We start from the raw sequence: 25,857 nt of genomic DNA, 5'->3' as shown, positions 1-25,857 counted from the left end.
AACTATATATTATCACCTGTATAATCGGAATAGATGGCGGTGCCAGTAAAACCCTTTGTGTAGTCCTCAACCACCAAGGTCAAGTCCTAGGTCGAGGAGAAGCCGATGCCTCCAATTATCACACCGTTGGTATCAAAACCGCTTTCGCCTCCATAGAATCAGCCATTCGCCTCGCCACCCAACAAGCTTCCGCTAAACTATCCATAGAATCGGTCACAGTGGAAGCCATTTGTTTGGGATTAGCCGGTGTTGGTCGTCCACGAGATAGAGAAGTAGTGCAAGGCTTCGTCCAACAGTTGTTGTCAAGTCAGACAATTCCCGTCACTTGGGCATTACTCCCCTCTAATGTTGTTATTTGTGATGATGCTTTGATTGCCTTAGTGGGGGGAGTAGGTAAGCCTGTGGGAGTTGTTGCGATCGCAGGCACTGGATCAATCGTTTTTGGACGCAATGCCCAAGGAAATACCAAGCGAGTTGGTGGCTGGGGGCATATCCTAGGAGATGTTGGCAGTGCCTATCACATTGCTGTCTCTGGATTACGAGCCGCGATCAACGCCTATGATGGCTTTGCAGTAACTAGTCTAACAATAACTAGTCTTCAGGAGCGCTTTACCACCCATTTTAACTTATCAAAGTTTAATTATATCACAGATGTCATCTATCGGCCAGGGTGGGGAGTCAAAGAAATTGCATCCTTAGCACCAATTGTCGATCAAGCAGCGGCTGAAGGCGATCAGGTAGCCATTAGCATTATCGAAGATACAGTTAATCAACTAGCAAAAGCTACCCAAGTTGTAATTGAAAGCGTCTTTACCCCTGACTCACAATGTGAAGTAGTAACCACCGGAAGTGTCTGGCATGGTCTTTCCTCAATCCGTCAGCAATTTGAATCATCCCTTGTCAGGCTTAGCCCTAATGCTAAAGTGATTTGGCCTCGCTATGAGCCTGCTTATGGTGCCGGTTTGTTAGGGTTGCGGAGTCTAGGCAATAGGCATGCTAGCAATAGGCAATAGGCAAGAGTAACCCACCCCACGGTCGAAGTGGGGTGTGGTCTTATTTAATTAATTGGGCAAATGTTGAGTAAACTCATCTAGGGAGTTAACCGTTAATGCTGTTGCCATCAACTCTTCTAGTTGTTCGAGAGTTAAGGCTTGAATTCTGACGGATATCTCTGAAGGAATCTCCGAAAATCGCAGTTTAAGGATGCGCTCTAAACTGCCTCGACGTTCTTGTTGGATGCCTTGTTCAATCCCTTGTTCAATCCCTTGTTCAATCCCTTGTTCAATCCCTTGTTCAATCCCTTGTTCAATCCCTTGTTCAATCCCTTGTTCAATCCCTTGAGCAAGACCCTCTTGTAAAATCTCTTGATACCAGGGTGATTCTCGTAATACTGTCATATCCCACCTCATGATTTGTTGAATTAAGGGTATCTCTAAAACAAAGCTAGCGAAGAAAGCTAACAATGGCTCTAGTTGATTCAAGGTTTGATCCGCCCGCAGAGCCTGCACCGCTGACCGCAATTTCGATTCACTACCACCTCCAAATAAGATCGGGACAAATGGAAATAGGGGAGGTAATGGTTGTTCTAATACTAATTCAGCCTCTACTTCCCACAGATTAATTACCCGATAATCTTGACGCGCCTTTAATCCCATGAATTCCCTGTCGTAACAGTCAACGATTGTGACTGTAGCTGGAGGTGGCAAGATGTTAATTAATACTGGATAAGCGGATAGGTTGTATTTCTCCTCAGCTAAGGCAACATAATTGCGCATTCGCTGAGGCATGTTCTGGTCATAGCGTAGTTGTAATTCATTGAGAATCAGAAATTCGGAGTGTTCAGGACTAGACGCTTTTACAATGACATCGCTTTCGCGACTAATCCATTGAAACTCAGCATCGAGTAACTGAGATGCCCGCACTTGGGAATTACCGGTTACCCATTGCACCCAAGCATTAGGAGCGAGACTGATTAGGCGTTTGCTACCAATATCTGCACGTTTTGTCATACAATTGATCCAATTAAGACTAATTATTGACTTACGCCCACCCCACGGTCGAAGTGGGGTGTGGTCTTATTTAATTAATTAGGCAAATTTTGACTAAACTCATCTAGGGAGTTAACGGTTAATGCTGTGGCCATCAACTCTTCTAATTGTTCGAGAGTTAAGGATTGAATTCTGACGGATATCTCTGAAGGAATCTCTGAAAATCGCAGTTTAAGGATGCGCTCTAAACTGCCTCGACGTTCTTGTTGGATGCCTTGTTCAATCCCTTGTTCAATCCCTTGAGCAACACCCTCTTGTAAAATCTCTTGATACCAGGGTGATTCTCGTAATACTGTCATATCCCACCTCATGATTTGTTGAATTCGAGGAAAACCCACCCCACGGTCGAAGTGGGGTGTGGTCTTATTTAATTAATTGGGCAAATGTTGAGTAAACTCATCTAGGGAGTTAACGGTTAATGCTGTGGCCATCAACTCTTCTAATTGTTCGAGAGTTAAGGCTTGAATTCTGACGGATATCTCGACAGGAATCTCTGAAAATCGCAGTTTAAGGATGCGCTCTAAACTGCCTCGACGTTCTTGTTGGATGCCTTGTTCAATGCCTTGAGCCACACCCTCTTGTAAAATCTCTTGATACCAGGGTGATTCTCGTAATACTGTCATATCCCACCTCATGATTTGTTGAATTAAGGGTATCTCTAAAACAAAGCTAGCGAAGAAAGCTAACAATGGCTCTAGTTGATTCAAGGTTTGATCCGCCCGCAGAGCCTGCACCGCTGACCGCAATTTCGATTCACTACCACCTCCAAATAAGATCGGGACAAATGGAAATAGGGGAGGTAATGGTTGTTCTAATACTAATTCAGCCTCTACTTCCCACAGATTAATTACCCGATAATCTTGACGAGCCTTTAATCCCATGAATTCCCTGTCGTAGCAATTTTCAATAGTAACCGTGGTTGGAGGTGGCAAGATGTTAATTAATACCGGATAAGCGGATAGGTTGTATTTCTCCTCAGCTAAGGCAACATAATTGCGCATTCGCTGAGGCATATTCTGGTCATAGCGTAGTTGTAATTCATTGAGAATCAGAAATTCGGAGTGTTCAGGACTAGACGCTTTTACAATTACATCGCTTTCGCGACTAATCCATTGAAACTCAGCATCCAGTAACTGAGATGCCCGCACTTGGGAATTACCGGTTACCCATTGCACCCAAGCATTGGGTGCTAAACTGATTAAGCGTTTGCTACCAATATCTACAGGTTTTGCCATACAATACAATTGACCGAATCAAGATGAATGATTGACTTACACACACCCCACTTTGCAGGGCTGTTTATGGGGTTCAACTAAAATTTGATTAGTAAAGAGCTGGGCTTTTCAGACTTCCCAAACTTCCTGCTTCTTAAGATTCTTCGACTATAGACTCGCCCTCTATAGAATCGCCGTCTATAGGGTCTCCTAAATCGAAGATAATAATAAATTTTTCATCAGGCATCAGCCGTTTAAGAGCCTGCAAGTGACCCTCCGCATCAGAACGGTTCCGAAAACGACGAACAACCACCCGCTGCATCTTCGGCAATAACCTAATGAGCGCCCATGGATATAGGCGTTGAGAGTACGACATAAAATATTAGGTATCTCCTTAACTGGGGCTCCAGAGCCAGCCTGTAGCCGGGAGAAACTGTCGGCTGGCTCTTACCGTGGAACGTTTTAGCGCCCACGGTAATTTTATTATAACACAAATAATCTTTCATTATAACATTTTTTTGTAAAATTTTTGTAACAAATTTTTTCGGGAGTCGGGAGTCGGGAATCGGGAGTCGGGAATCGGGAATCGGGAATCGGGAATCGGGAGTCGGGAATCGGGAGTGGGAACAAATCCTGTGTACCTCACTCGTGATCAGAATTGCTATCGGTAGTGGGATTAATACAAAAGGGAACAGGGAGGGAGTAGTGGAGTGGGGAAAAATCCTGTGTTTTCAAGTATTAATTAATGCTTTTATAGCTATGTGCGATGGGAGCTTGGAGGCGCTGCGCGTTCGCGAAGCGTGGCCTACGGCCAATTGACTTTGGCCGGGCACCCTACGCGAACGATCATGCTCTTTATGCTCCTTTGGAGCCGCTACCGGATTGGCCTATGGCCACGCTACGCGATGAAGCTGAGGCCAATGGCCACGCTTTGCGTTCGCGTAGCGGAGGCCAATGGCCACGCTAAAAGCGAACGGCTTTGCCGAAACGCTTCCGCTAAAAGCGATCGCATTCCCAATTCCCGATTCCCGATTCCCGATTCCCGATTCCCGACTCCCGATTCCCGATTCCCGATTCCCGATTCCCGACTCCCGATTCCCGAAAATAATGGTCCGTGTAAGATTGTGTATCAGCCGGATAATCCACTGGATTGTGGTGCTCGTTTGTGGATTGAAACCTTCTGTGATATTCACTTTATTGGTGGTAGTTTTCCGGCTACTAGCTAAGTCTGTCAAGGGTTTTTATCGAATTCTTTTTGACAAGATTCTATATGATGATGCTTATTGTTATAAGCATATTGTAGAGGATACTTGCTAGAGTTAGAGATTTTATCCCAACTTATTCGATACCACTTCGATAAATTTATTGGGTCAACACTTTCGACCTGTGGTATAAAATCAAGGCCATAAGAAATTCCAGTTACATCTTCCAGTATATTACGCCGTACAACTCCTCTCAAACAAACTATATAATCACTGTGAAACCCATATTTTTTACCTAAAATAGTATTTCCTTGCTTCTGGAAAATCAGATATAGATTAGAACCTTTGTTCTGCTGGTAAAAATAGATGCCATCAGTAAAGCCTTCTACTCCAACTAATTGTCTCCACTTTTTTTCCCACTTAAGGATCCCATCTTGAGCTTTATTATAGACAGAGGTTGATGAAGGAATTTGTTTGGCCAAGTTAATGGCTAATTTATAATTTTCATCAACGGGTTTCAACTCCTGTTCCCGTAGCGTGGCCTTTTGGCCATCTTTTACCACTTTCTCTGCTTGAGCCAACTGTCCTTGAGCACACTGATTTAGAAAAGCTCGAGCATTATACGATTGGTGAGAAGTTTCAGGAATTTCTAGAGCTTTGTTCATACACTCGACAAAGTCTTTATTGATGATCAGGTCTTCCATAGTGTCCACAAATAGTTGCTCTTGATGAGATAGCCATTGCTGATAGCCAAAAATGACTCCCTCACCAGTAATGAAAAGTGTTGCAATACCGATTCCCATCCATAAAAAATTCTTAACTAAAGATCTAGGTGGATTCTCCGGGTTTACTAGCTTCTGATCTTGTTTGTAATTTTGCATCTGATGACTATAGTATTTATATGTCTAAAGATTCTAACCACTCCTCAAGTGATTGAAAAGGATCTGATCCCTTAAAGGCCATTCCTTACAACTTTAGATTTCCCTGCTCTTAGTACGGAAGAGCCATAATTATGAGGTACACAGGATTGTCTTCTCTCTTCCCTGCTCCGTCCGTAGCGTGTCCCACAGCCTTAGTCCCTGCTCCCTAAAAACCCAAAACGAAAGTACCTAACAGCAATTGTAAACCGCTGTATCCGCTATATATAGCGTAAGGTGCGTTTTAATTAACCGTACAAGTAGATTTGATCGGTAAGTTCTGGAGGAGATAAGTTTCTTCCCCCATTTTTTTTTGTCGCGCGGGAACAATCAATTACAAATCATGTCTGATTAAAGTGTGCGACTAACGATTTCAAGTTCTTAGTATTATGCTTAAAAATTTTTCGACTATTTTGTTGAGCAGTTCTTTAGCCTTTTCAATGATCGGGTTAGCACCTGTAAAAACACTCGCCGATGAAATCAATACACAGGAAGACCCATGTGGTGATAATATAGATTGCTTTGTTATAGAACAAGAAGGTGATTCCTGTTTTCTAAATTATTACTACAATGGTAGTCTCCATTCGAGCAAGAATATCAGCTGCCTAACTGATGAAGATACTATTGGTAGCGGTAATAGTGGAAACACAGACCCACTAGATCCTTGTAGTGTATGCAATAACCCAGATCTTTCAATTATGGAATAGTCGCTTACTCTGTGTGCCACATGAAAGCGTGCTGGTAATAATTTACTGTTAGCTAAACGGCTAGTACAGCAAGAGGGATTAGGTTTAAGTAAAGAAGCTGGTGAGCATACCCAATATGTAGATATCAGCCCTTTTATCTATTCCCTGTTTGCTGTGTTTAGCATTATGTTGAAACTATTGATAAATAAGGGGAATTTCTTGACATATATTAAAATCATTCCTTGATTGCGCAACCCCACAGCATCAGTATCCTCCTAGTAAAACAGATGCGATCGCACTCCATCAATGCAGCAATAGATGCGCCCGCCACCATGTTGAAGGTATAGGGATGGGCGAGTTTTGAAACTGGACTGTTAAAGGTTGCGTTCGGGTAGCGTGACCATTTGCGTAGCGCGGCCTTTTGGCCAAGGTCAATCCCGTAGCGTCTCCAGGGCGAGAATCGTGTACCACTCAAATCCCAACTCACCGCATCCACTATGGCGAGGGTAGCATGACAGGCAAATTTTGGAACCGGGAAACTGACGGTTGCGATCGCATCCACTGATCGTATCCTAAACTCTTCCGTTTCTTTCCGATTCCCGATTTCCGATTCCCGGAAATTGTCGATTTCTCTTTTTTCCTTTAAACTAGTATTATCGGAATAGTTAAGGGAGAGTCCACTGATGAACAAGTGCGTTGGAACTACTGAAGCAGCATCTCTATTAGGAATTTCATCTCGACGATTACGCCAACTCCTAGAGAAGGGTCGGGTGCGGGGTGCCTATAAAAGCGGGAAATTCTGGATTATTCCTCTGTTCAACCATTTGCCACAAATTACCAAAGGTAATCGTGGACCAAAGGGGAAATGGCGCACTAGTCGTCCCCCTGCTTTAGCGAAGATTAATGTCAACCGCAATCACATTGGCTCAAATATGAAGAAAAGCCCGAAAGACCGGAAGCCAGTGATTTCAGTAAAACGAAAGGGCACTAATCTCTACGGTAATGAGGTGGAAATCCTTGGTCCGTGTAAGATTGTGTATCAGCCAGATCAGCCATTGGATTGTGGTGCTCGTTTGTGGATTGAAACCTTCAGTGATATTCACTTTGTTGGTGGTAGTTTTCCAGCTAGTAGTTGAGGGGGTCAGGGGCTTAGCGAGGTCAGCTATCAGCGTCGAAGCGTGTAGCATGCTGTTCGCGTAGCGTGGCCAATGGCCAAGCACTTTTCTCCAAACTTTCAATTCTCATTAATCTGGAACTATTAAATTCTTTCGTTCTAGGTTTCTTTGAAGCTGACTGACCTAAAGTAGCGTGGCCTACGGTCAACGGCTGAGGGCTTAATGCTTAGGTTTTAACGTTTATTTATACCCACCTAGTTATAATTTAAATAACCTACTTAAATACATAATAGGCGGAGCTATTGCAATCTTGGTATAACCAAAGTATAATTAAGAAATAGGTCTTATTCCTAAGGTCACTATGAAAACCGCAATTTCACTTCCAGACTCAGTTTTTGAAGAGGCAGAAGCCCTTGCTAAAGAGATGGGCTTGTCACGTAGTGAACTCTACCTAAAAGCATTAAAAGCTTATCTTAAAAAGTACAATCGCCATGAAATTTTACACAAGCTGAATGAAGTCTACTCTAAAGAGTCTTCTGAGCTAGATCCAGTGATGGCAAAGATACAGTTCATGTCTCTGCCTGATGAGAAATGGTAATGTATCGTGGGGAAATTTGGTGGGCAAATCTGCCTGACCCAAAAGGTTCTGAACCAGGATATCGTCGTCCTGTGTTGATAATTCAAGATGATCTTTTTAATCAGAGCCCTATAAATACGGTTATCGTTGTAATAATTACCTCAAATACTCAGCTAGCAGAAGCCCCAGGCAACGTATTGTTGCCTAGCAAAGTATCAGGCTTATCTAGAGATTCTGTCGCTAATGTTTCTCAGATTTTCACAGTTGACAAAGTATTTCTAACTGAACGCATCGGCTCACTTCCAGACTATTTACAGGAGGAGGTAGATGATGGTTTGCGAATGGTTTTGTATCTCTAGCCACAAGCAGGGCAAACACTTCTAAATTCCAAAACCCTTATTCAGTAAAGATTTCATCATTAGACCGGGTAGTGTCAACTCTGAATTAGACTCGGTGGTGCGTTACGGTGCGGACTATTCCAACCCTGGCTGCGAGGATAAAAATAACCACAAGTCCGCCCCTAACGCACCCTACGCACTATTACCCTATTTCGCTTCCATCCAATTTTCCCCAGCATGTATTTCAACAACTAAAGGAACACTCAACTCAACTGCGGATTCCATAGTTTCCCGAATTTTTACCTGCAATTCTTCCCATTCATCAGGGGGAATTTCAAAGATTAATTCATCATGGACTTGTAATAGCAACCGCGCCTGATATTTCTGTAACACTTGATACAAATTAACCATAGCAATTTTGATTATATCAGCGCTAGAGCCTTGGATTGGGGAATTAGCTGCTGCTCTTAATGATCCAGCATCATAGGGATTGATACCCTTAAGTTGATCGAGATCAATCTGATCAAGAGGCTTACCTTGTAGCTTTCTAAGACTGTTACCACCAAAGCTAAAGTAGCGACGGCGTCCGAGTATAGTTTCTACATAGCCTTGTGCGATCGCTTTTTTCTTGGTTTCCTCTAAATAAGCAAACACTAGAGGATAGCGTTGGTTCAATCGATCAATAAATTCTTTTCCTTCAGCTGCCGATACCTTAGCTTCCCGAGCAAACCGTTGTGCTCCCATGCCGTAAATTACGCCAAAATTAATTATTTTACCCAAGCGCCGCTCTTCAGCAGTAATGTCTTCTTTATCAAATAACATTTGCGCTGTCAAGGTATGGACATCGGCTTGAGTTTGGTAAGCCTCCACTAGCACTGGCTCTTGGCTCAAGTGGGCTAGGATTCGTAACTCAATTTGGGAATAGTCAGCGGATACCAACAGCCAACCGGATTCTGGAATAAAACCCTTCCGAATCTGGCGACTAAAATCAGTACGAATAGGAATATTTTGTAAATTAGGACTAGAGGAGGATAGTCTACCAGTTGTGGTCACGGTCTGGTTGAAATCCGTATGTACTCGTTTAGTATCGGAACGCATCAGTGCTGGTAAAGCATCCACATAAGTAGACTTCAATTTCGATAAACTACGGTATTCCAGAACAGCATCTACTACTGGATGGTCTCCTTGTAATTTAGCTAAGATAGTAGCATCGGTAGAGTAACCAGTTTTGGTTTTACGAGACTTCCTACGATCTAACCCTAGTTTCTCAAACAGTAACTGACTCAGCTGTTTAGGGGAACCTAAATTAAATTCTTGTCCAGCATCTTGATAGGCTTGCTGTTTAATTGCCACTAAATCCTTTTCCAGCTGTTGGGAGAACTGTTCCAGATAATCCTTATCAATACTAATCCCCTGGTATTCCATCTCAGCTAATACCGGTTCCAGGGGTTGCTCTACCTCTAGCAGCAATTCCTGCAAAGCTGGAATTTTCGCCAATTCTTCTCGCAATTTAGAAACTATTCCGAAGGTGGTATAAGCATCCATCCCACAGTAATCGGCTACCGTGGGGATGTCTAAATCTCCGATAGTTTTCCCTTTCGGAACTAAGTCGTCATAACTTTTTGCTTCTATTCCTAAATAGTACAACCCTAGGTCACTAAGTTTATGGCTAGTTTCGGGATTGAGTACATAACTCGCTAGCATGGTATCGAATACCACTCCTGCTAGCTGAATCCCGTTACAACGGAACACTAGTCGGTCAAATTTACTATTTTGTAAGACTTTGGGATAATCTGAGCTTTCTAAAATTGGACGTAGGGATTCTAAGACAATATCCTGATATAAATTAGTCCCATCATTATGACCGATAGGAATATAAGCAACATCAGTAAATTCTTTTCCCCAACAACAGCCAATCCCTACCAACTGAGCATCCCGTGGTTCCAAATCACTAGTTTCTGTATCCCAAGCTACAGGATTTCCAGCATCGGTATAGTATTTCAGCTGTTCAACTAATTGAGTCAGCTTGTCTACAGTATCGATAATTTGTGGTTGAATCGAACCAGTATTAGACCCTTGCTCTTGAAACTCTTCCGTTTCCGCTGCACTGAAAAAGGAAATACCCTGATCTTCCTGAGTATCAGTATTGCTATCAGTATTGCTATCAGTCTCACTATAAGTATCACTATCAGTATCATTTGGGGCATCAGTTTGGATATCCTCTAGCACTACGCCACCAAAACGCTGCTGAAGTTTATCTATTTGACTGATAAATGACTTTAACTCTAACTTCTCCAATAGCGGTTTGAGCACTTGAGGATCAAATCCTTGGAGCTGACACTGCTCTAAATCAATATCGATAGGAGTATCAAATCGCAATTGAACCAAATAGCGAGCATGTTCTGCATCTAACTTACCTACTTCCAGCTTTTTCTTAACGGCACCCTTAATAGTATCAAGGGAAGCATAAATATTATCCAGGGTTTGGTATTCTTTGAGTAACTTAACAGCAGTCTTTGCTCCGATGCCCTTCACTCCAGGAATATTATCGGATGGATCGCCACAGAGGGCTTTATAATCTACGACTTGAGAGGGTAAAACTCCCAATTTTGCTTCTACTTCTTCTAAGCCATATTCCGTTGGGCCAACTGTAGCACTCCCTCTCGCAAAGGCACCACTGAGATATAAAACGGTAATCCCTTTATCTGGAGAAACGAGTTGAAATAAATCGCGATCGCCAGATACAACTTTGACCCGATAGCCTTGATCAGTAGCTTGGTGAGCTAAGGTTGCCAATACATCATCAGCTTCATAACCAGGAGAGGTTATTACTGGGATTCTTAACCCTTGTAGTAACTGCTGGAGATTCTTTACATCTGGGAGGAAATCTTCTGGTGTTTCGGTGCGATTGGCTTTATAACTAGCATCGGCTTGTTGGCGAAAGGTGGCTTCTTTGGTATCGAAAGCAATTGCGATCGCATTCGGGTTTTCTGACTCCATTACCTCTAGCAAGGATTTAATGAAGCCAAAACAGACACTGGTCGGAATTCCCGTTTTGGTGCGTAATCCACCCTGACGACTTTTGGCAAAAGCAAAATAGGAGCGAAAAGCCAGAGAATGACCATCAATTAGGATCAGTAGCGGGGATGCTGCCATTGGGTCATCCTCAGGGACCGGGGGAGAGTTGTCAGAAGAAGTAGATTTGGGCATATCCCTATTGTAGCGGTATTGTAGGGATTGCTTGTTTGTTAGCAGCTAGGTAATTCCGGATTAACTCAGACTTACCAGGTAATTAACTAAGGATGAATCGTTAGCTGTCTAGGGTCTAGGTCAAGTAGCTAATGGGATCTCAACTATAGTTAATTAACTACTATTCCGTTAGGGTGCTGGTTGTATCTCGGGGATGCGTTCGCTTCCTGAGCGTAGCGTGGCTCAAAGGCCAATCCCATCGACGAAGCCACTGACTCAACTGTATTCATTACAATATAGTCAATTAACTACTATACCGGTAGGGTGCTGGTTGTCTTATCGGCGTTGCGTCAGTCTTTGAATGAATATCAGTAGAGTGGGCATCCTGCCCGCCCGAAAATAAGGAGGAAACTGGCAAGATGCCAGTTCTACGCCTGATGCCAGTTCTACGCCTGATGCCAGTTCTACGCCTGATGCCAGTTCTACGCCTGATGCCAGTTCTACGCCTGATGCCAGTTCTACGCCTGATGCCAGTTCCACGCCTGATGCCGATTCCACGGCAAGATGCCTATTCTACAGGTGCGACCCAAGGGCGATTTACTCGCCACGAGGCGCGCACCTATTGTGTTTTATCGAGTATAAGAAGTAATTATATAGCACTATCATTCATAAACTCCGAAACGTGAGTCTAGCTGACTTCTGATACTAAGTTGCGGTCAAAGGTACAACTTTCTCTTCCGCGAATCTCTCCATCTCCCTATCTCCCCATCTCCCTATCTCCCTATCTCCCCATCTCCCTATCTCCCCATCTCCCTATCCAACTAATCTACTCTCTTTGAATGCAACTCGGTATGACTTCTGACTTCTGCTATACCGAATTCGACAGCATCAATCCTAGCCAGGGAACTTGCTAGAAATAGTCTAGGTCATATCTAACGTCATAATGGACCAAAACCTGGTCATTTTGTCAAATAATTGTTACGATTCTTCATGAAAGGTCAGATAGGTTAACGGTTGATACATTTACCGATACCTAGCCTGATCAAAACTAGGGCTGCTGTAGCCAGCCAAAACCCATGATTAGTTTTTAAGGAGCTCAACTATGTCTAAACCCGTAGAACTTTCCCTGGAACAAAAATTTAACCTGCGGTCCTTTGAATCTCAGGTCCAGAAAATGAGCCGTGAGCAAGCTCAGGAATTCCTAATCAAACTCTATGAGCAAATGATGATGCGTGAAACAATGTACAAAGAAGTCCTAAAACACGAGTGGGGATTATAGCTAAAGCCCTAGTCTGATTGTTATTCGCCTTAATTGAGTCGCGACCTCCTTCTCTTGCTCAATTCCTTAGGTAGGAAAGGAGCTGGGGATGCTGGGGCGTAAACTCGAATTATATTAAGATTTAATTAAAATTAAAATTGATTGATTCAACTTATTGTTAACTATTATTATCAGGCTAAGTATTATAACCGCAGGCTTGCTTAAAGGAAATAGGATTGGCAATAACCCAATTCAGTCTAGGCAAGTCAGGATCATTAGTTGATAAATTTGTATAAATTAATGCAAAACTATCCACAGTAATTGTAAAGTGTTCTAGTCTCAAAGAAACTCTAAGAAAAAGCCATCCTCCCTGCATATGTTTCAGCATTGCCTAATCTGCACCGATTTCTCTGACGGTTTATATCGGCTAGTAGAGTTTGTCCCCAGTTTAGCGGCTGGTGGGCTTAAGAAAATCATCTTCTGCCACTTTGTTCCGCTTTGGGAAGAGGGAGAAATACCTCGTATTGATGAAGAAGGAATAGAACAAGCTCGCCGCCGCTTTGAAAACGGTTTGACCAATATACCTGAAGGGGTAGAGGTTCACATCGAAGTGACCTCAGGTCGTCCTAGTGACAGTATTCCTAAAATCGCCAAACGTTACCATGCTGATGTCATTCTGATTGGCACGCCAGTGCGCAGCTTATTACAAGAAAAGCTTTTCGGTAGCACTACAGCAACCTTGAGCAAGGAATGTAGTACACCATTGCTAATGCTGCGACCACAACTGATTTCAGCTTACACCTGCGAAGAACTCGATCTACGCTGCAAACATCTATTCCGGTATTTGCTAATTCCCTATGACGGCACTACAGCGTCTCAATCTGTCGTGGAAAGGGTCAAAGAGTATGCTAAACAAGCACCCGATGACTCACTAAAGCAGTGTATGCTGTTGTGGGTAGTCAGTGAAGGGGGGCGCAGAGAATTATCTAAAGAGCCTCAGCTACAAAAAGCTCAAGAGAAGCTAGAACCAGTAAAAGCAGAGTTAGAACAGCTTGGCTTACAGGTCAATACAGACGTGCGAGTGGGCAATCCCCGTGAAGAGATTTTAGACACAGCCTTAGAATATGATATTACTGCGATCGCAATCTCTTCCGATCAAAAAGGGAAATTCTTAGATTGGTCAGTGCGTAGCTTAGCCGGTGATTTAATGCGCAGCAGCTGGCACCCTGTTCTATTCTTGCCACCACGAAGCTAGGAATCGAGAGTCTGGGGTTTTATCGGCAGTTCTAATAAAATAAAGCCATTCCACTTTGATAGTGAATAATAAATCCAACATATGATCAGAAAGATTAGTGGTTGGCGAAGATTACTAGTGGTGTGCATCTCTGTGGCGCTAGCGTTTACAGCTTTTCCTGCGCCATCTTATGCTACTAGTCCTGCGATCGCTCAATTTACCCCATCCTCTCGTTTAGAAAACATCTCATTTGAGAACCAAGCAAAATTTCAACTTGCTGTGGCTACAGACAATTGCCGCAAAGTGGTCACTAGAGGCAGTGATCTCAATGTCCGCAGTGGACCCGGTAGCAATTACCGGATTATCGGTTTCGTCAAAAACGGGTCTGAGGTTACCCTTGAGCAAATAGTAAACCAAGACTGGGCAAAAATTTCTTCTCCCTTGTCAGGTTATATTTCTCAGCGGTATCTCCAATCCTGTCCACCACCACCTAAGCAGGAATGTCGAATAGTTTCTACCAATACTGGCAGGGGTCTGAATGTACGTCAGAGTCCTGGTGGTAGGATTATTGGTGACTTGGACAATGGCACTAAAGTCACTATCATCAATAGCATTACTAATGGTTGGGTACAGCTTGTCTCTCCCCAAAAGGGTTATGTTTCCGACCGATATCTCAAACCTTGTCCACCACCTCCTCCGAAAGAAGAATGTCGTCTAGTATCGACTAAGGGTAACCCGCTCAATGTGCGTGCGACCCCTGGTGGTAAGATTGTCGGTGTTGTAGAAAATGGTACTACAATCACTATCAAGGGTACTAGTAGTGATGGTTGGGTACCGATGGTTTCTCCCCAGAAAGGTTATGTGTCTGAGGCGTATCTTCAACCCTGCCCCACTGTCAAAAAAGAGTGTGGTACAGTTACCACTACTGGTAGTGATCTGATAGTGCGTTCAACCCCTGGTGGTCCAAGTATCGGTACATTAAAAAATGGTACCGAGGTCAAGATTGAGAGTATACGTGCAGATGGCTGGCTGAAGATTTCAGAACCCATAATCGGTTATGTGTCTGGCAAGTATGTTAAAATAAAACCTTGTCCAACACCACCACCATCTGAAGAGGATTGTCGGCAAGTTTCAGCACCACAGGGTTTAAATGTCCGCAAATCACCGTCAAATGATGGCGAGATTATTGGCATTATCGCTGATGGTTCTAAGGTAACGATTGTTAATCGTGGTAGTAATGGCTGGGTTCCTATTTCTGCGCCCTTACAAGGTTATGTTACTGGCAAGTATCTGATCTATTGTCCTGAGTCTAAGCCAGAAGAGCCGTCAGGACCAGTAGGTTAAGCCTTAGATCTAGCAGAAGTCAGAAGTCAGAAGTCAGAAGTCAGAAGTCAAACTCTTGCGCTTACTTAGGTTTGAGACTTTTGTCATGTCCGCGCCTGCCCTGGCGACTGCTATATCTCGCAGCATTTTTGATAGGCGATGCAGCTAAGATTGTAGGGTGCGTCAATCACGCACCCTACTGCTGATCTGTAGGTATCGAGGGTACAGTTTGCTATAGTCCTAAGTCCACTTCCGGAAAAATGTATTGTCTTCCCAAGCAGAAGCTGTGCGTGTTTCAATAGCAGTCATTTGTGCTGAACTCAAGGATTGAAATGCTTGGGCGACTTTAAAATTTGATTCTAATTGCTCGACGGATTCGGCAGCAATAATACAACAATGCACTCCCTCCAGAGAGAGCACATAACCCATGGCTTGCTCCATTCCATCTAATATCAAATCCGGGTGTATACTTACTGTTAAGACAGAGCATGGTAAGTTTTATGCCCAAAAGGTTGACCCTGAAGCCCCACCTGAGTTGTGACGCCTTGGAACAGCGATAACGCGCGTGAAAAAGACAAAGGTTTTAGACCCTGAGTTATTTGATGCAGCCACCACCATTGCGTAGTGCGCACTGCTTCAAAACTAGCTGCACCCATCCAAGCGTCAACACTACCATTAGCGTAAGCCTTGATATAGGGTTCTTGAACGCACCCCATCCAAATCAAAGATTATGGATGGGGATTCATTCGCTCTTGAACAGCTAAATTTCTTAACGTCCCCAGGACAATTGGCGTTCTCAATGTGCCGTCAGAACTTTTGCTGTCGTACACCCTAGAAAAGTTTTTATCCCCTACTATTAAGCAATACCAATATCTAGCACCGATGTTATAACTAGCGTTTAAATCCGCGTGATATTGTTTTCCACTCTTGAATTTTGCTAGGGAATAATTTGTTTGGCTTCGTCTAACTTTTCCACTTCCATCAAAGGCTACCGCACTGGTATATTTAGGATTAACTGTCTGAACTTTTCCACCTAATTCTGTCCATTTATCTGTGATTATTTCGACAATTTTTCGGTGACACCATAAGTGAAATTTTTGTTTCATTAATGACCTTTTTTTCCCAGCTTTTGCTTTCCATCCCCAGAGATTTTCTAAGACCATTACCTTGACGCCATGCACCTTGGCGAATTGAACAATTTGTCTGGCTACTTTTCGAGAAATCTCTAGATTTTGATTAGCTGACTTGCGGTTAAGTCCACCACAAAACCCTTTCGGTAATGTTTGACCAGTTAAATTACTGGTTTGTTTAGCTTTTTTGGCTATCATCATTCGTCGTTTGTTGCGATAGTCTATGTCTCTGGCTGGATTAATAAAAGTCCTCGCCTTTACAGTACCATCCCGCCCGACGATAGCAGCCGTTGCTGCATTATTTATCCCTAAGTCAACACTACAAACATAATCGGTTTCTTCTCTTTTTACTGGTTTTATTTGAACTGGCATTGAGAGCTGACATTTAGTTTTATTCACCACTAAAGAAGGTGACTTTAATTTGTTGCCCTCAACTAAATGCCGATTATTTCCGTGATTTTTTACTCCTATATTAGTTAACCAAATCCAATCTTTTCCCGACCACACCTTGAGAGCAACAGTTTGATAATCCTTACCGTATAAAATTTGTTGACCTTTATACAAAGCCGGGTAAGTTTTACACATTGCTGTTAGTCTTGGTGCTTTAGCTGTACGTTTTTTACGATTTCCCGACTGCCAAGAACGATAACGGGTTTGAAAACTAGAAACAATGCCAATTGCTTCAGCTATGGCTGCTCTTCTTAAATAGCTGGGAAACTTACGGTGATCTGGATATTTGTTGACAATTTTCTGATAATAACTATGTTTGGGATTTGGGTTAGCTGTGGTAACATGAATCATTTTTTCCACAGCCAAAACTAATTCTAAGCTACTTAGAGGGGCTAAATTAGACCATTGTGCATTCACAATCAAAACTAAAGGTAAAAGATATTTACGGTAGCAGGTTACCGTCATCAACATCATCTCTTTCTGTTCGGGAGTAGTAACTAAACGCCACACATCTGTACGAATCAGAGGTTGAGGTTGAGATTTTTTAGTTTTTCTTTGGCTTTTTTTACCCATGGTCTAGTCACACCCCACTCTAGAGGCTATTAAATTATATTAACACAAATATGATTAATCTAGAATTGCCAAAAGAATAAGAAAAGGTAGTGTTTTTTGTTGGTCTCGCTAACCCCACCTAAATCGAAGATTATAGGTGGGGACTGCGCGAGACATTTTGTTCAAAAACTTCCGTTAGCCAATTCGCCTCCCGGATCGTAGTCTGATTCCCGTCTAGAATCAAAACTTGTCCTCCCCCTTGCAGCAGTCGGAAGGATTCATGCAAAATCGACTGAGTTACCTTAGGTGGAGTTTCGTAAAACAACAGTGATGCTGTAACTAGATCAAAAGACTGATCATCTAAACCCGTCTGTTCAGCCATACCATGAAGCCACTGAATATCGAGATTAGCCTTGTTAGCTTTATACTCAGCCATGACCAGCATATAAGGTGACAAGTCAAGACCAATGACCTCGGCATCAGGAAACCTCTGCTTTAACATCAAGGTTGTGGAACCGGTGCCACAGCCCAAATCCAGAATTCGTCGTGGCTTCCCTACTATAGTATCAATCAACCCCTGACGCACCCAGGCTTCATTAGGGGGCAATGCATATTGGGTAATTGGGTCATAGGTTGTGGCTGCACTTCCATTCAAGTAGCCCCCTTCAATACCATGGAAATTCTGAGTGCTGTAATAGTCAGGATAGATTAAATCAGGGTTATGGAAGCGATGCTCGATACGAGCCGCTACGCGAACGCACTCAGCTTCCCAATTCATAGTTTCGTCAAACTGCTGCAGCTTTTCAAAATCAATCAAGCTACCGATGATCGGGGATAAGAAACGGTCCCAAAGTGTATCTTGATTAACGGCCATAGTTATACCTGGAGATATCAAACCAACTCCTAACGCAGTATACCTTGAGGCTGATTAATCTAGCACCACACTCCTTACCGTGACCCTTTAACATTCCGAGCAAAGCGCTCCCGACCCTCTTGGAGATTAGCAGGAGTACCATTAGGGTAAGCTTTAGTAATCAGACTCTGGAGTTGTTCAATCCGATTACTAGGGTTAGGGTGAGTAGTGACATACTCCGGTGGTTGCCCACCCTGTCGAATCGAGTTAAGGACTTGCATCAGTTCAACGATTCCCCTAGGGTTATAGCCCGCTTGCGTCATAAACCGAAAACCAAGGCGATCGCTTTCTAATTCATCCTCACGTCCATACTTAAGGCTAACCATTTGATTAATCGCTTGGGCAAGTAGTGCTGCTTGCCTACCACTCTGGGCATCATCACTGGCAGCAATACCAACAGCATTAACCAATGCTACCCCAAGTTTCTGCTTGGCCAGATGTAGTGAACCAGAAGCTGCCGACTTTTTGACCATCCGCTCTCCCACCTGAGAAATATATCCTTGAAGGGCTTTATCTGGGTAAAGACCACCGTGTTGAGCCGCCATTTCCGTGCTTGTAACCCCATCACCACTTCCTGACGGGGGGAAAGTTGGATGCGCTGCTTTTCCCTAGTTACTGGATTTTCAGAGACACTGGTAAAGTAGCTCTACGCACCGATTATCTCCCAAATTCATCCATAGCAAAATACTATAAGACTTATAAGACTATTGTTGTGGAAGATATGATGAATTATTAGAGCCGTTATTATTTCTGTATTAGTCCTAAGAACTTACAGTTGTTTGGCCTAGACACCATCAAGCTATGACCCACCATATTTTAGTTGTCGAAGATGAAACCAAACTAGCCCAGTTCATTGAACTGGAACTGAAGTACGAAGGTTATGAGGTTAGTGTTGCCTCGGATGGGTTAGCTGGTTTGGGAGCAGCGCGGGAATCTAATCCAGATTTAGTAATACTCGACTGGATGCTACCGGGCATATCTGGACCAGAAATTTGCCGACGCCTGCGCAGTACTGGTAATCAAGTGCCGATTATCTTATTAACCGCTAAAGATGAAGTAAGCGATCGCGTTAGTGGTTTAGATGCTGGTGCTGATGACTACGTAGTCAAACCCTTCAGCGTAGAGGAATTATTAGCCAGAGTCCGAGCTCATCTGCGACGCAATCAAACCGAAGACCCCAACATCCTCCAATTTGCCGACTTAAGTTTAAACCATAGCACCCGTGAAGTCTATCGAGGTCAGCGATTAATTGAACTGACTGTCAAAGAATTTGATCTACTCGAATATCTTCTTGCCCATCCCCGACAAGTCCTCACCCGAGAGCAAATCCTCGAAAGAGTTTGGGGTTATGACTTTATGGGTGACTCTAATATCATAGAAGTTTACATTCGCTACTTGCGCCTGAAGCTAGAAGCCAACAACGAAAACCGTCTAGTCCAAACCGTGCGCGGTGTTGGCTACGTATTGCGAGATTAGTCCTGAGTGCATCATTCCTGATTGCATCAGTCCATCCTGACTTCCGACTCTCGACTCCCGACTCCCGACTCCCGACTCCCGACTCCCGACTCCCGACTCCCGACTCCCGACTCCCGACTTCCTAAAAGCATGGAAAACTGCTATACCTAATACCCAAAACTCATATGGATGCGGGGATGGAGTTTTGCCCTTACTAACTTACCCCCTTGCAGATGTTCTTCCACAATTACCGGCACATCTTGTGGTTTGACTCGGCAATACCAAGTCTCCTCTGGAACAATCCGCACCGTTGGACCAGAACTACACTGTCCCTGGCAAGTTGTACCAATCACGCTAAAGTCAGAAAGATCAGCTTCCTCGAAGGCAGCCAGCACCTCAGCTGAACCGGCTGCTAAACAAGACTTATGTTGGCAGACTAAAACACAAGGCTTTTCGGTTTTGGCACTGTGTTGAGTAAAATCTGTTTCCACCTTAAGTTCAGTTAATATTAAGAATTATTACTCCCTTCATCATAGCCATTGACTTTTAGGCATAGTTTAATACCATTAACCCCTAAAATGCCAAATACCTGTTTTCAGTCCTGAGTCGGTTTTGAGGAAGCACAGTCTCCTGTTATGCACCAATGACCAATGAATAATTACCAATAACTCATTGCTCAAGCATCCAATTGAATCGGACAGCAGCTTAACATTAGAATGAAGACCACACTTCGAACCCAATTGTCCCTGAATCCGTCATGAATCCAAAACTCTTAAACAATCGCTACCGTGTCCTTGAGACTCTAGGTTCGGGTGGGTTCGGTGACACCTTTCTCGCCGAAGATATCCATATGCCCTCAAGACGGCGGTGTGTGATTAAGCAACTTAAGGCATTAGCTCATAATTCTAAAGCTTACAAGGTCGTCCAAGAGCGATTCCAACGAGAAGCAGCTGTTTTAGAAGCCTTAGGGGAAGCACATGACCAGATTCCAAGACTTTATGCCTATTTCTCTGAAGCCGAAAAGTTTTACCTGGTTCAAGAGTGGATTCGAGGCAATACCTTTACAACACAGGTCAGACAGGGAAAAAAATTTACTGAGATTGAAGTTAGGGAACTCCTAATTAGTTTGTTAAAAGTTCTAGAGTATGTCCACTCTCGCCGTATCATTCATCGGGACATTAAGCCAGATAACATCATTATCCGCCAACGAGATGGAGTACCAGTTCTGATTGATTTTGGTGCAGTCAAAGAAGCAATGAGTACCGTAGTCACCAACTCTGGCACCCCTCACCCAGCATCAATTATAATTGGCACTCCTGGCTATATGTCTTCGGAACAGTCAGCAGGACACCCAACCTATAGCAGTGATCTCTACAGTTTGGGGCTGACAGCAATTTTATTGCTAACGGGTAAAATACCACAGCTATTCCACACAGATGAGAGGACTGGTGAAATTTTATGGCGTCAAGATGCCCCACACCTTTATTCAAACCTAGGAATAGTGCTCGACAAAGCGATTCGATTCCATCCACGCGATCGCTTTATTAGTGCCAGACAAATGCTTGATGCTCTCCAATCTGACCCGGCATCACCTACGGAAGCCACAGTCCCCATGTCTCCCGGTGTCCCATCAACAGCCAACAAAGGTACCGTAGCAACAGTCCCCATTTCTCCCGGTGAGCCACCAGCCAACAACGGTTCAGTGTCCACTATTAAAGGCCCTTATCCAGTCACTGTAAAACAAAACGATAGTTACAAGGCAGTTTTAAAGGGAGGTTTAATCGGAGGCGGTATATTACTGATTGTGGTGGCTGTTGCTTCGGGATTCAACAAATTCTTGAATCCCTCTACGACCGTGCCATCCTATGATCAATCTAAATCAACATCATACCCAGACAAGCCAAGTTCTCAAGAACCGCAAGATAAAAAAGTATCATCAAAAGACCCATTACCAGAAACACCATCATACCCATCACAGTCCCAGACCAATAACCCATCACAACCAGTAACTAAACCAGAAACACCATCATACCCATCACAGTCCCAGACCAAGGATCGATCATCCCCATCACAACCAGAGACTACCGTAACTGATCCGGTCACACCATCATCCCCATCACAACCAGACTCGACCGTAACTGATCCGGTCACACCATCATCCCCATCACAACCAGACTCGACCGTAACTGATCCGGTCACACCATCATCCCCATCACAACCAGACTCGACCGTAACTGATCCGGTCACACCATCATCCCCATCACAACCAGACACTACCGTAACTGATCCGGTCACACCAACATCCCCATCACAATCAGACACTACTGTAAAACCAGTTCCAGTAACGACACCGAAACCTATCACCGAACCTTCACCCATCGTAGAAAACAAGACCAGTAACCCAAATCTTGCTCAGCTCAACGCTATTCCCAAATTTCCCCCAGGAACTCAGCGAAGAGCAGTGGAATATGCTTTAGGCAAGCCCACAAAACAATCAAACGGCATGTGGAAGACTCGCGCTTTCCTTTATAAAAACGTTGTGCCCAATCATGTAGACCTAGGATACCTGTTTGATCGAAGTTCTGGGCGTCTGCGCCAAACGGAAGTTACTTTTTCGCAATCCGTTGACCTAGAAATCATGTCAGAGACCTTAAACAAGCTGCTCAGTAACAACATTTCCACTGACATTAAACAGGGACTGAAAGATGTATATCAGGGCGAGTCTAAGACCTATAAATTTTCCAGTGGTAACAATAACAGCTTGGAGGGTGTGATTCAACGAGACGGTAGCGATCGCATTTATATTGGTGTTTGGGAAGCGGATTTAAAGTAAAAAGTAATCCTAATTCCCTGATCAAGACTCTAATGCTCAAAGCCCCCTGGCTGAAGGCTGAGGGATTAGTTATAAAAAGTTCCCTGTTTCCTATTGATCACAATTCATCACTAGGATACTTTTCTCTATTTAATCTAACATGAGAAAGATACTAATATTCGGCAACTCTGGAGCGGGAAAAACCACCTTAGCCTTAAAATTGCAGGTTGAGTTCAGCTTACCCATATTAGATCTAGATACTATTACTTGGATACCCGATCTACCAGGAGTAAGACGGGAAGATGCGGAAAGCGAGAGATTATTAATCGACTTTATTCAAAAAAATCCTGAATGGATAATTGAAGGATGCTACGGGAGTTTGATTGAGACAGCCGCCAACTATTCATCAGAGATGATATTTTTGAATCCTGGAGTTGAAAAATGCCTAGAAAACAATAAGAGAAGACCATGGGAGCCTCATAAGTATAAGACTCCCAAAGAACAAGAAGCGAATTTTGATTTTTTACAAACCTGGATTAGAGACTACTATTCACGTGATGATGAATATTCCTTTAGGTGCCATGATAGACTATTCAAAAGGTTTAGCGGCAATAAAAGAGAAATCAATTAATCATGCGTTCGCGTAGCCTCGGCTTTGCCGAATCCCATTCTCTAATGCTAGGATTGTCCAACACCCTTTTTAGGATTTTATCACTCCCTCTAATTATTAAAATTAGAGGGAGTAGACAGTAGACAGAATTGCTGAAGTCATCATAATAATCCAGAATTAATGGGCAGCGCTCCATCGCTACTCCCTACTTCCTACTTCCTACTCCCTACTCGTGCTTAACCTAGGACAAAAGTACCTCACCGAATTTATAAATGCTATTAGTGGTAAATAGTTTGGTTTAACTCAAGCACTTGTCCGACATCCTTTGATTAGAGAATCTAACTTTTGTTGTGCAGCATAACGATTCAAATAAGCCGGATCATTAATATTTTTATTGCTGCCATAGTAGTTAGGTAATGGCTGAATTTGGTAAGCTTGATTTTGATAAGATTGGCCGAGTAATCTATCAGTTAAAATAAGAGAAATAGCTTTATAAAAACGGGAAGCAAAATCTGTATTTTGCTGTAGCTTTTCCTGCAATTGCTGCCGACAAATTGACCAAACTACTGAGTCATTTACAGCGGTAACAGTAGCGGCAGGTAAACTTCGTGTTAGAAAAGACATTTCTCCCACTACTTCACCTCCCGATAATTCAGCAATATCTCTGCCCTCAACTGAAACTGTAAACTGTCCATCCAACACTATATACAGTGCATCAATCTCTTTCCCTTCTTCTATAAGCGTAGTATCGGCAATAATTTCTTTCTTGCTTCCTGTAGCAATCATCCATTCCACATCCCTATCACTCAATTCCTCTATCATCAAAAGTGTTTTTTTGATACCCTGCTTCCAGAGAGCTTCTACATTATGTAATTTTTCTATAGGAAGCAAGAATTCCTTATAATCATCAAAAAAAATTGCCCCTTGAGCCTTGAGAGCAGATATAATATCCTCAGTAAGCCCTAAATTATTACCAAATTTAGCGTTGTCTAAAATAGCATTACTAAAGTCAGCACCGGTTAGATTAGCATTTCTAAGATCAGCACCGCTCAGATTGGCATTCCTAAAAATCGTTCCCCTTAAATCGGCATTCCTTAGATTCACGTTTTCTAAGTTAACCCCGCTTAAGTCAACTCTAGCCAAGTCCTCAGAAAGATTTAGGTCAGCTATCTCCGACAGTTTAGAAAAATTAGTAGTGTTAGCGCTTTCAACACTTTTGATTAATTCTTCCAACTCTTGGTTAAATTGTTCGTTATTTACCGGTTTTAATTGTTCGTTAGTCATACTTGAGTACCACTTTACTTAAATAAGGTTTTAATTGGTGCTTTAGAAGCAGTAAGGCAATCTTTCTATCTAAGACTACATCTTTTTCCCGACTAATTTCGGAAGACCACAACCCTTCAGCTCCAGTCAGATGAACATCTGGCTTAAAAACTTCAAAGGTAGCTTCTATGTAGCACGGCTTTGCCATTACATCTATTGTTCCCAGCTCGACTTCCTTGAGTAATCCTTTAAACACGGGTTGACCCGTTTTTACCTCAAAAACCCAAGCCGGAGTTTCCTCTGACCCCTTCGTTGTGATCTGAGGGTCAATGAACTGAAACTCATCGGTTGTGCCTCCTGTATTTTTTTGACCATGGTTAGCTTTAACTCCAGGTTGATTTTTATCCCAACAAGCCTCCACTTTACTGTGATTTTCCTTACTCTCTTGCTGCTTCCTCTCTTTCTCAACATCAGGGTCAAATGAGCCACTGAAGTTACGGGCTTCCAAAGGGATCTTGCCATTTTTCAGCCTTAGCCTGAGTTCTCCACCTTTGAGTCCGAACCTAACTCGACCCAATGGCGTCTGCACCCACTGTTCATTAAATTGTATAGTCAGGTATAGCTTCAATTGCTCTATCTGGCGAGATGAAAAAATCCCTGTCGAGACTGGCTCAACTTTAAGCTCCATCGTCAGACAATCTGGAAATTTATTTTGCTTATTTTCCTCTTGTGGGATAAGCGGTGTCGATTTTATTTTGGACATGCTAAATTAGGATACAGAGGTTCACAGTTTACTCGCGAGGCAACCCTAAGGCTTATAGGCAAACGAGTTCATATTCACGTTTGCAAAGAATTGCTTCTAGGTTACTGATGACAGCGACCTCTGCTCGAATTGTTTGAGCAGAAATGCACGTAAAATCTAGTTAAACGTGAAATACACGGCATAATGAGCATCTCACGTTTAGCTGAAGACACCGATACAGCTTTACTGAAATGATCTGAACTGATCTATTAGTTCAAGTCCAGTTAATCACTTACAAAATAGTCTCTAGATTTTTGGGTAAGCGTAATCGGTAATGGGTAATCCTAAACTACCAATTACCAATTTAAAATCACCAATTCCAAATCACCAATTCCAAATTCCCTGATTTCGGATATGATAATTAGTTAATCAGAGATTGATATTATATTTCTTGACTAAGATATTTAATTAGTCAGAGACGCGCTACCCTGATCTGATAATTATGAGGGTATAATAAGATGCTTTGCCCTGAGATGATAAATTCTAAGACTTGGCTGACTAATCTTATAACTTTCACTAATAATCATTATTATCGATTTAGTTAGATAAAGGTGTGATATCAATCACATCAACCGGTGAAGTTAATTACTGTATTCGGTGACTGGATTCACAGACTGGATTCAGTGACTGGATGGAGTTATTGAAATCAGCGTCTTCTCAAGCCCAAGGCGGGATTCCTCCGAAGGGGATGGTATGCGATCGCATCACCAGCAGTTGAGCTGGCTTGTCACCCCCTCATACCGAGTTGCATTCAAAGAGAGTAGATTGG

Annotated in this window: 30 protein-coding genes and 1 pseudogene; 14 read left to right on the top strand and 17 right to left on the bottom strand. The window is 43.0% G+C overall.

What is annotated here, in order from left to right; genetic code table 11:
- Nucleotides 1-8: 8 nt before the first annotated feature.
- A complete protein-coding gene (locus tag F6K53_RS06015; protein WP_366511327.1) occupies nt 9-1,013 on the top strand; it encodes a BadF/BadG/BcrA/BcrD ATPase family protein in 1,005 nt (334 codons plus the stop codon).
- A gap of 48 nt (nt 1,014-1,061) precedes the next feature.
- On the opposite strand, the gene F6K53_RS06010 is transcribed toward F6K53_RS06015, so the two are convergent.
- From F6K53_RS06010 to F6K53_RS05990, 5 genes are all read right to left on the bottom strand, one after another.
- Nucleotides 1,062-2,009, bottom strand: a complete 948-nt coding sequence (locus tag F6K53_RS06010; protein ID WP_293072213.1) for a DUF4351 domain-containing protein — start codon at nt 2,007-2,009, stop codon at nt 1,062-1,064.
- A gap of 74 nt (nt 2,010-2,083) precedes the next feature.
- On the bottom strand, nt 2,084-2,347 hold the full coding sequence (locus tag F6K53_RS06005) for a DUF4351 domain-containing protein (protein WP_293031499.1): 264 nt from the start codon (nt 2,345-2,347) through the stop codon (nt 2,084-2,086).
- Between the two features lie 72 nt (nt 2,348-2,419).
- Entirely contained in the window at nt 2,420-3,283 is an 864-nt protein-coding gene (locus F6K53_RS06000) for a DUF4351 domain-containing protein (RefSeq protein ID WP_293072214.1), read from the bottom strand.
- Nucleotides 3,284-3,416: 133 nt separating this feature from the next.
- Nucleotides 3,417-3,638: a hypothetical protein gene (locus F6K53_RS05995; RefSeq protein WP_293072215.1), complete on the bottom strand. Its 222-nt coding sequence runs from the start codon at nt 3,636-3,638 to the stop codon at nt 3,417-3,419.
- Between the two features lie 129 nt (nt 3,639-3,767).
- A complete protein-coding gene (locus F6K53_RS05990; protein WP_293072216.1) occupies nt 3,768-3,908 on the bottom strand; it encodes a hypothetical protein in 141 nt (46 codons plus the stop codon).
- Nucleotides 3,909-4,062: 154 nt separating this feature from the next.
- On the opposite strand from F6K53_RS05990, the gene F6K53_RS05985 reads away from it, so the two are divergent.
- On the top strand, nt 4,063-4,488 hold the full coding sequence (locus F6K53_RS05985; protein ID WP_293080127.1) for a hypothetical protein: 426 nt from the start codon (nt 4,063-4,065) through the stop codon (nt 4,486-4,488).
- Between the two features lie 5 nt (nt 4,489-4,493).
- Here F6K53_RS05985 and F6K53_RS05980 read toward each other — a convergent pair whose 3' ends face one another.
- Nucleotides 4,494-5,267, bottom strand: a complete 774-nt coding sequence (locus F6K53_RS05980; RefSeq protein ID WP_293080124.1) for a hypothetical protein — start codon at nt 5,265-5,267, stop codon at nt 4,494-4,496.
- Between the two features lie 503 nt (nt 5,268-5,770).
- On the opposite strand from F6K53_RS05980, the gene F6K53_RS05975 reads away from it, so the two are divergent.
- Nucleotides 5,771-6,088 carry a hypothetical protein gene (locus F6K53_RS05975; protein ID WP_293071986.1) on the top strand — a complete coding sequence of 106 codons (318 nt, stop codon included), beginning with the start codon at nt 5,771-5,773 and terminating at the stop codon, nt 6,086-6,088.
- Nucleotides 6,089-6,302: 214 nt separating this feature from the next.
- Here the strand turns inward: F6K53_RS05975 and F6K53_RS05970 are convergent, their stop codons facing one another.
- Nucleotides 6,303-6,758, bottom strand: coding sequence for a hypothetical protein (locus F6K53_RS05970; protein ID WP_293025225.1), 456 nt, complete (start codon nt 6,756-6,758; stop codon nt 6,303-6,305).
- Here F6K53_RS05970 and F6K53_RS05965 point away from each other — a divergent pair.
- Nucleotides 6,751-7,203: a helix-turn-helix domain-containing protein gene (locus tag F6K53_RS05965; protein WP_293025227.1), complete on the top strand. Its 453-nt coding sequence runs from the start codon at nt 6,751-6,753 to the stop codon at nt 7,201-7,203. The two genes, F6K53_RS05970 and F6K53_RS05965, sit on opposite strands and share 8 nt — an antisense overlap.
- 22 nt (nt 7,204-7,225) lie before the next feature.
- On the opposite strand, the gene F6K53_RS05960 is transcribed toward F6K53_RS05965, so the two are convergent.
- On the bottom strand, nt 7,226-7,390 hold the full coding sequence (locus tag F6K53_RS05960) for a hypothetical protein (RefSeq protein WP_293071985.1): 165 nt from the start codon (nt 7,388-7,390) through the stop codon (nt 7,226-7,228).
- 153 nt (nt 7,391-7,543) lie between these two features.
- Between F6K53_RS05960 and F6K53_RS05955 the strand changes: the two genes are divergently transcribed.
- Together F6K53_RS05955 and F6K53_RS05950 are read left to right on the top strand one after the other, a co-directional pair.
- On the top strand, nt 7,544-7,780 hold the full coding sequence (locus F6K53_RS05955) for a hypothetical protein (protein WP_293080121.1): 237 nt from the start codon (nt 7,544-7,546) through the stop codon (nt 7,778-7,780).
- Complete coding sequence (locus F6K53_RS05950) at nt 7,774-8,118, top strand: type II toxin-antitoxin system PemK/MazF family toxin (RefSeq protein WP_293025231.1); 345 nt, start codon at nt 7,774-7,776, stop codon at nt 8,116-8,118. Before F6K53_RS05955 ends, F6K53_RS05950 begins: the two co-directional genes overlap by 7 nt.
- Nucleotides 8,119-8,304: 186 nt before the next feature.
- Here the strand turns inward: F6K53_RS05950 and polA are convergent, their stop codons facing one another.
- A complete protein-coding gene (polA, locus tag F6K53_RS05945; protein WP_366511326.1) occupies nt 8,305-11,307 on the bottom strand; it encodes a DNA polymerase I in 3,003 nt (1,000 codons plus the stop codon).
- Nucleotides 11,308-11,705: 398 nt separating this feature from the next.
- Here polA and F6K53_RS05940 point away from each other — a divergent pair, with 398 nt between their 5' ends.
- The 4 genes from F6K53_RS05940 (at nt 11,706) to F6K53_RS05925 (ending at nt 15,122) form a co-directional block, all read left to right on the top strand.
- Nucleotides 11,706-11,972 carry a hypothetical protein gene (locus F6K53_RS05940; RefSeq protein WP_293025233.1) on the top strand — a complete coding sequence of 89 codons (267 nt, stop codon included), beginning with the start codon at nt 11,706-11,708 and terminating at the stop codon, nt 11,970-11,972.
- Nucleotides 11,973-12,388: 416 nt separating this feature from the next.
- Nucleotides 12,389-12,565, top strand: coding sequence for an NblA/ycf18 family protein (locus F6K53_RS05935; RefSeq protein WP_008178810.1), 177 nt, complete (start codon nt 12,389-12,391; stop codon nt 12,563-12,565).
- A gap of 355 nt (nt 12,566-12,920) precedes the next feature.
- Nucleotides 12,921-13,799, top strand: a complete 879-nt coding sequence (locus F6K53_RS05930; RefSeq protein ID WP_293071983.1) for a universal stress protein — start codon at nt 12,921-12,923, stop codon at nt 13,797-13,799.
- Between the two features lie 81 nt (nt 13,800-13,880).
- Entirely contained in the window at nt 13,881-15,122 is a 1,242-nt protein-coding gene (locus F6K53_RS05925) for an SH3 domain-containing protein (RefSeq protein WP_293071982.1), read from the top strand.
- 219 nt (nt 15,123-15,341) lie between these two features.
- Here F6K53_RS05925 and F6K53_RS05920 read toward each other — a convergent pair whose 3' ends face one another.
- From F6K53_RS05920 to F6K53_RS05900, 5 genes and pseudogenes are all read right to left on the bottom strand, one after another.
- The gene (locus F6K53_RS05920) at nt 15,342-15,557 is read right to left on the bottom strand and encodes a hypothetical protein (RefSeq protein WP_364304737.1); all 216 of its coding nucleotides are present in this window, start codon (nt 15,555-15,557) and stop codon (nt 15,342-15,344) included.
- 20 nt (nt 15,558-15,577) lie between these two features.
- The gene (locus F6K53_RS05915; RefSeq protein ID WP_293080118.1) at nt 15,578-15,817 is read right to left on the bottom strand and encodes a hypothetical protein; all 240 of its coding nucleotides are present in this window, start codon (nt 15,815-15,817) and stop codon (nt 15,578-15,580) included.
- Nucleotides 15,818-15,829: 12 nt separating this feature from the next.
- On the bottom strand, nt 15,830-17,254 hold the full coding sequence (locus F6K53_RS05910) for a transposase (RefSeq protein ID WP_293031068.1): 1,425 nt from the start codon (nt 17,252-17,254) through the stop codon (nt 15,830-15,832).
- A gap of 157 nt (nt 17,255-17,411) precedes the next feature.
- Nucleotides 17,412-18,107, bottom strand: a pseudogene (locus F6K53_RS05905) (class I SAM-dependent methyltransferase); the annotation flags it as partial.
- 74 nt (nt 18,108-18,181) lie between these two features.
- The gene (locus F6K53_RS05900; protein ID WP_364303831.1) at nt 18,182-18,691 is read right to left on the bottom strand and encodes a M48 family metalloprotease; all 510 of its coding nucleotides are present in this window, start codon (nt 18,689-18,691) and stop codon (nt 18,182-18,184) included.
- 256 nt (nt 18,692-18,947) lie between these two features.
- Between F6K53_RS05900 and F6K53_RS05895 the strand changes: the two genes are divergently transcribed.
- Both F6K53_RS05895 and F6K53_RS05890 read left to right on the top strand, forming a co-directional pair.
- Nucleotides 18,948-19,622: a response regulator transcription factor gene (locus tag F6K53_RS05895; protein ID WP_293029555.1), complete on the top strand. Its 675-nt coding sequence runs from the start codon at nt 18,948-18,950 to the stop codon at nt 19,620-19,622.
- 21 nt (nt 19,623-19,643) lie between these two features.
- Nucleotides 19,644-19,772 carry a hypothetical protein gene (locus tag F6K53_RS05890; protein ID WP_293029558.1) on the top strand — a complete coding sequence of 43 codons (129 nt, stop codon included), beginning with the start codon at nt 19,644-19,646 and terminating at the stop codon, nt 19,770-19,772.
- On the opposite strand, the gene F6K53_RS05885 is transcribed toward F6K53_RS05890, so the two are convergent.
- Nucleotides 19,769-20,092 carry a (2Fe-2S) ferredoxin domain-containing protein gene (locus F6K53_RS05885; RefSeq protein WP_293029561.1) on the bottom strand — a complete coding sequence of 108 codons (324 nt, stop codon included), beginning with the start codon at nt 20,090-20,092 and terminating at the stop codon, nt 19,769-19,771. The genes F6K53_RS05890 and F6K53_RS05885 overlap by 4 nt on opposite strands.
- Before the next feature lie 266 nt (nt 20,093-20,358).
- Between F6K53_RS05885 and F6K53_RS05880 the strand changes: the two genes are divergently transcribed.
- Both F6K53_RS05880 and F6K53_RS05875 read left to right on the top strand, forming a co-directional pair.
- The gene (locus tag F6K53_RS05880; RefSeq protein ID WP_293080116.1) at nt 20,359-22,434 is read left to right on the top strand and encodes a serine/threonine protein kinase; all 2,076 of its coding nucleotides are present in this window, start codon (nt 20,359-20,361) and stop codon (nt 22,432-22,434) included.
- A 139-nt stretch (nt 22,435-22,573) separates the two neighbouring features.
- Complete coding sequence (locus F6K53_RS05875) at nt 22,574-23,044, top strand: shikimate kinase (RefSeq protein WP_293070808.1); 471 nt, start codon at nt 22,574-22,576, stop codon at nt 23,042-23,044.
- Nucleotides 23,045-23,326: 282 nt separating this feature from the next.
- On the opposite strand, the gene F6K53_RS05870 is transcribed toward F6K53_RS05875, so the two are convergent.
- Both F6K53_RS05870 and F6K53_RS05865 read right to left on the bottom strand, forming a co-directional pair.
- On the bottom strand, nt 23,327-24,307 hold the full coding sequence (locus F6K53_RS05870; protein ID WP_293070812.1) for a pentapeptide repeat-containing protein: 981 nt from the start codon (nt 24,305-24,307) through the stop codon (nt 23,327-23,329).
- Nucleotides 24,300-25,049 (bottom strand): hypothetical protein, encoded by a 750-nt coding sequence (locus F6K53_RS05865; protein WP_293070814.1) that lies wholly within the window; start codon nt 25,047-25,049, stop codon nt 24,300-24,302. Before F6K53_RS05865 ends, F6K53_RS05870 begins: the two co-directional genes overlap by 8 nt.
- Nucleotides 25,050-25,857: the final 808 nt, after the last annotated feature.

Source organism: Moorena sp. SIO4A1, from assembly GCF_010672065.1.
In the GTDB taxonomy this organism is placed as follows: Bacteria; Cyanobacteriota; Cyanobacteriia; order Cyanobacteriales; family Coleofasciculaceae; genus Moorena.
This window is presented reverse-complemented; position numbering and strand designations above follow the sequence as displayed.

Bases quoted from the DNA above. Each gene is read 5' to 3' on its own strand.
- F6K53_RS06010 (WP_293072213.1), bottom strand. From the start codon at position 2,009: ATGACAAAACGTGCAGATATTGGTAGCAAACGCCTAATCAGTCTCGCT.
- F6K53_RS06005 (WP_293031499.1), bottom strand. From the start codon at position 2,347: ATGACAGTATTACGAGAATCACCCTGGTATCAAGAGATTTTACAAGAG.
- F6K53_RS06000 (WP_293072214.1), bottom strand. From the start codon at position 3,283: ATGGCAAAACCTGTAGATATTGGTAGCAAACGCTTAATCAGTTTAGCA.
- F6K53_RS05995 (WP_293072215.1), bottom strand. From the start codon at position 3,638: ATGTCGTACTCTCAACGCCTATATCCATGGGCGCTCATTAGGTTATTG.
- F6K53_RS05980 (WP_293080124.1), bottom strand. From the start codon at position 5,267: ATGGGAATCGGTATTGCAACACTTTTCATTACTGGTGAGGGAGTCATT.
- F6K53_RS05975 (WP_293071986.1), top strand. From the start codon at position 5,771: ATGCTTAAAAATTTTTCGACTATTTTGTTGAGCAGTTCTTTAGCCTTT.
- F6K53_RS05965 (WP_293025227.1), top strand. From the start codon at position 6,751: ATGAACAAGTGCGTTGGAACTACTGAAGCAGCATCTCTATTAGGAATT.
- F6K53_RS05955 (WP_293080121.1), top strand. From the start codon at position 7,544: ATGAAAACCGCAATTTCACTTCCAGACTCAGTTTTTGAAGAGGCAGAA.
- F6K53_RS05950 (WP_293025231.1), top strand. From the start codon at position 7,774: ATGGTAATGTATCGTGGGGAAATTTGGTGGGCAAATCTGCCTGACCCA.
- polA (WP_366511326.1), bottom strand. From the start codon at position 11,307: ATGCCCAAATCTACTTCTTCTGACAACTCTCCCCCGGTCCCTGAGGAT.
- F6K53_RS05940 (WP_293025233.1), top strand. From the start codon at position 11,706: ATGCCAGTTCTACGCCTGATGCCAGTTCTACGCCTGATGCCAGTTCTA.
- F6K53_RS05935 (WP_008178810.1), top strand. From the start codon at position 12,389: ATGTCTAAACCCGTAGAACTTTCCCTGGAACAAAAATTTAACCTGCGG.
- F6K53_RS05930 (WP_293071983.1), top strand. From the start codon at position 12,921: ATGTTTCAGCATTGCCTAATCTGCACCGATTTCTCTGACGGTTTATAT.
- F6K53_RS05925 (WP_293071982.1), top strand. From the start codon at position 13,881: ATGATCAGAAAGATTAGTGGTTGGCGAAGATTACTAGTGGTGTGCATC.
- F6K53_RS05915 (WP_293080118.1), bottom strand. From the start codon at position 15,817: ATGGGGTGCGTTCAAGAACCCTATATCAAGGCTTACGCTAATGGTAGT.
- F6K53_RS05910 (WP_293031068.1), bottom strand. From the start codon at position 17,254: ATGGGTAAAAAAAGCCAAAGAAAAACTAAAAAATCTCAACCTCAACCT.
- F6K53_RS05900 (WP_364303831.1), bottom strand. From the start codon at position 18,691: ATGGCGGCTCAACACGGTGGTCTTTACCCAGATAAAGCCCTTCAAGGA.
- F6K53_RS05895 (WP_293029555.1), top strand. From the start codon at position 18,948: ATGACCCACCATATTTTAGTTGTCGAAGATGAAACCAAACTAGCCCAG.
- F6K53_RS05880 (WP_293080116.1), top strand. From the start codon at position 20,359: ATGAATCCAAAACTCTTAAACAATCGCTACCGTGTCCTTGAGACTCTA.
- F6K53_RS05875 (WP_293070808.1), top strand. From the start codon at position 22,574: ATGAGAAAGATACTAATATTCGGCAACTCTGGAGCGGGAAAAACCACC.
- F6K53_RS05870 (WP_293070812.1), bottom strand. From the start codon at position 24,307: ATGACTAACGAACAATTAAAACCGGTAAATAACGAACAATTTAACCAA.
- F6K53_RS05865 (WP_293070814.1), bottom strand. From the start codon at position 25,049: ATGTCCAAAATAAAATCGACACCGCTTATCCCACAAGAGGAAAATAAG.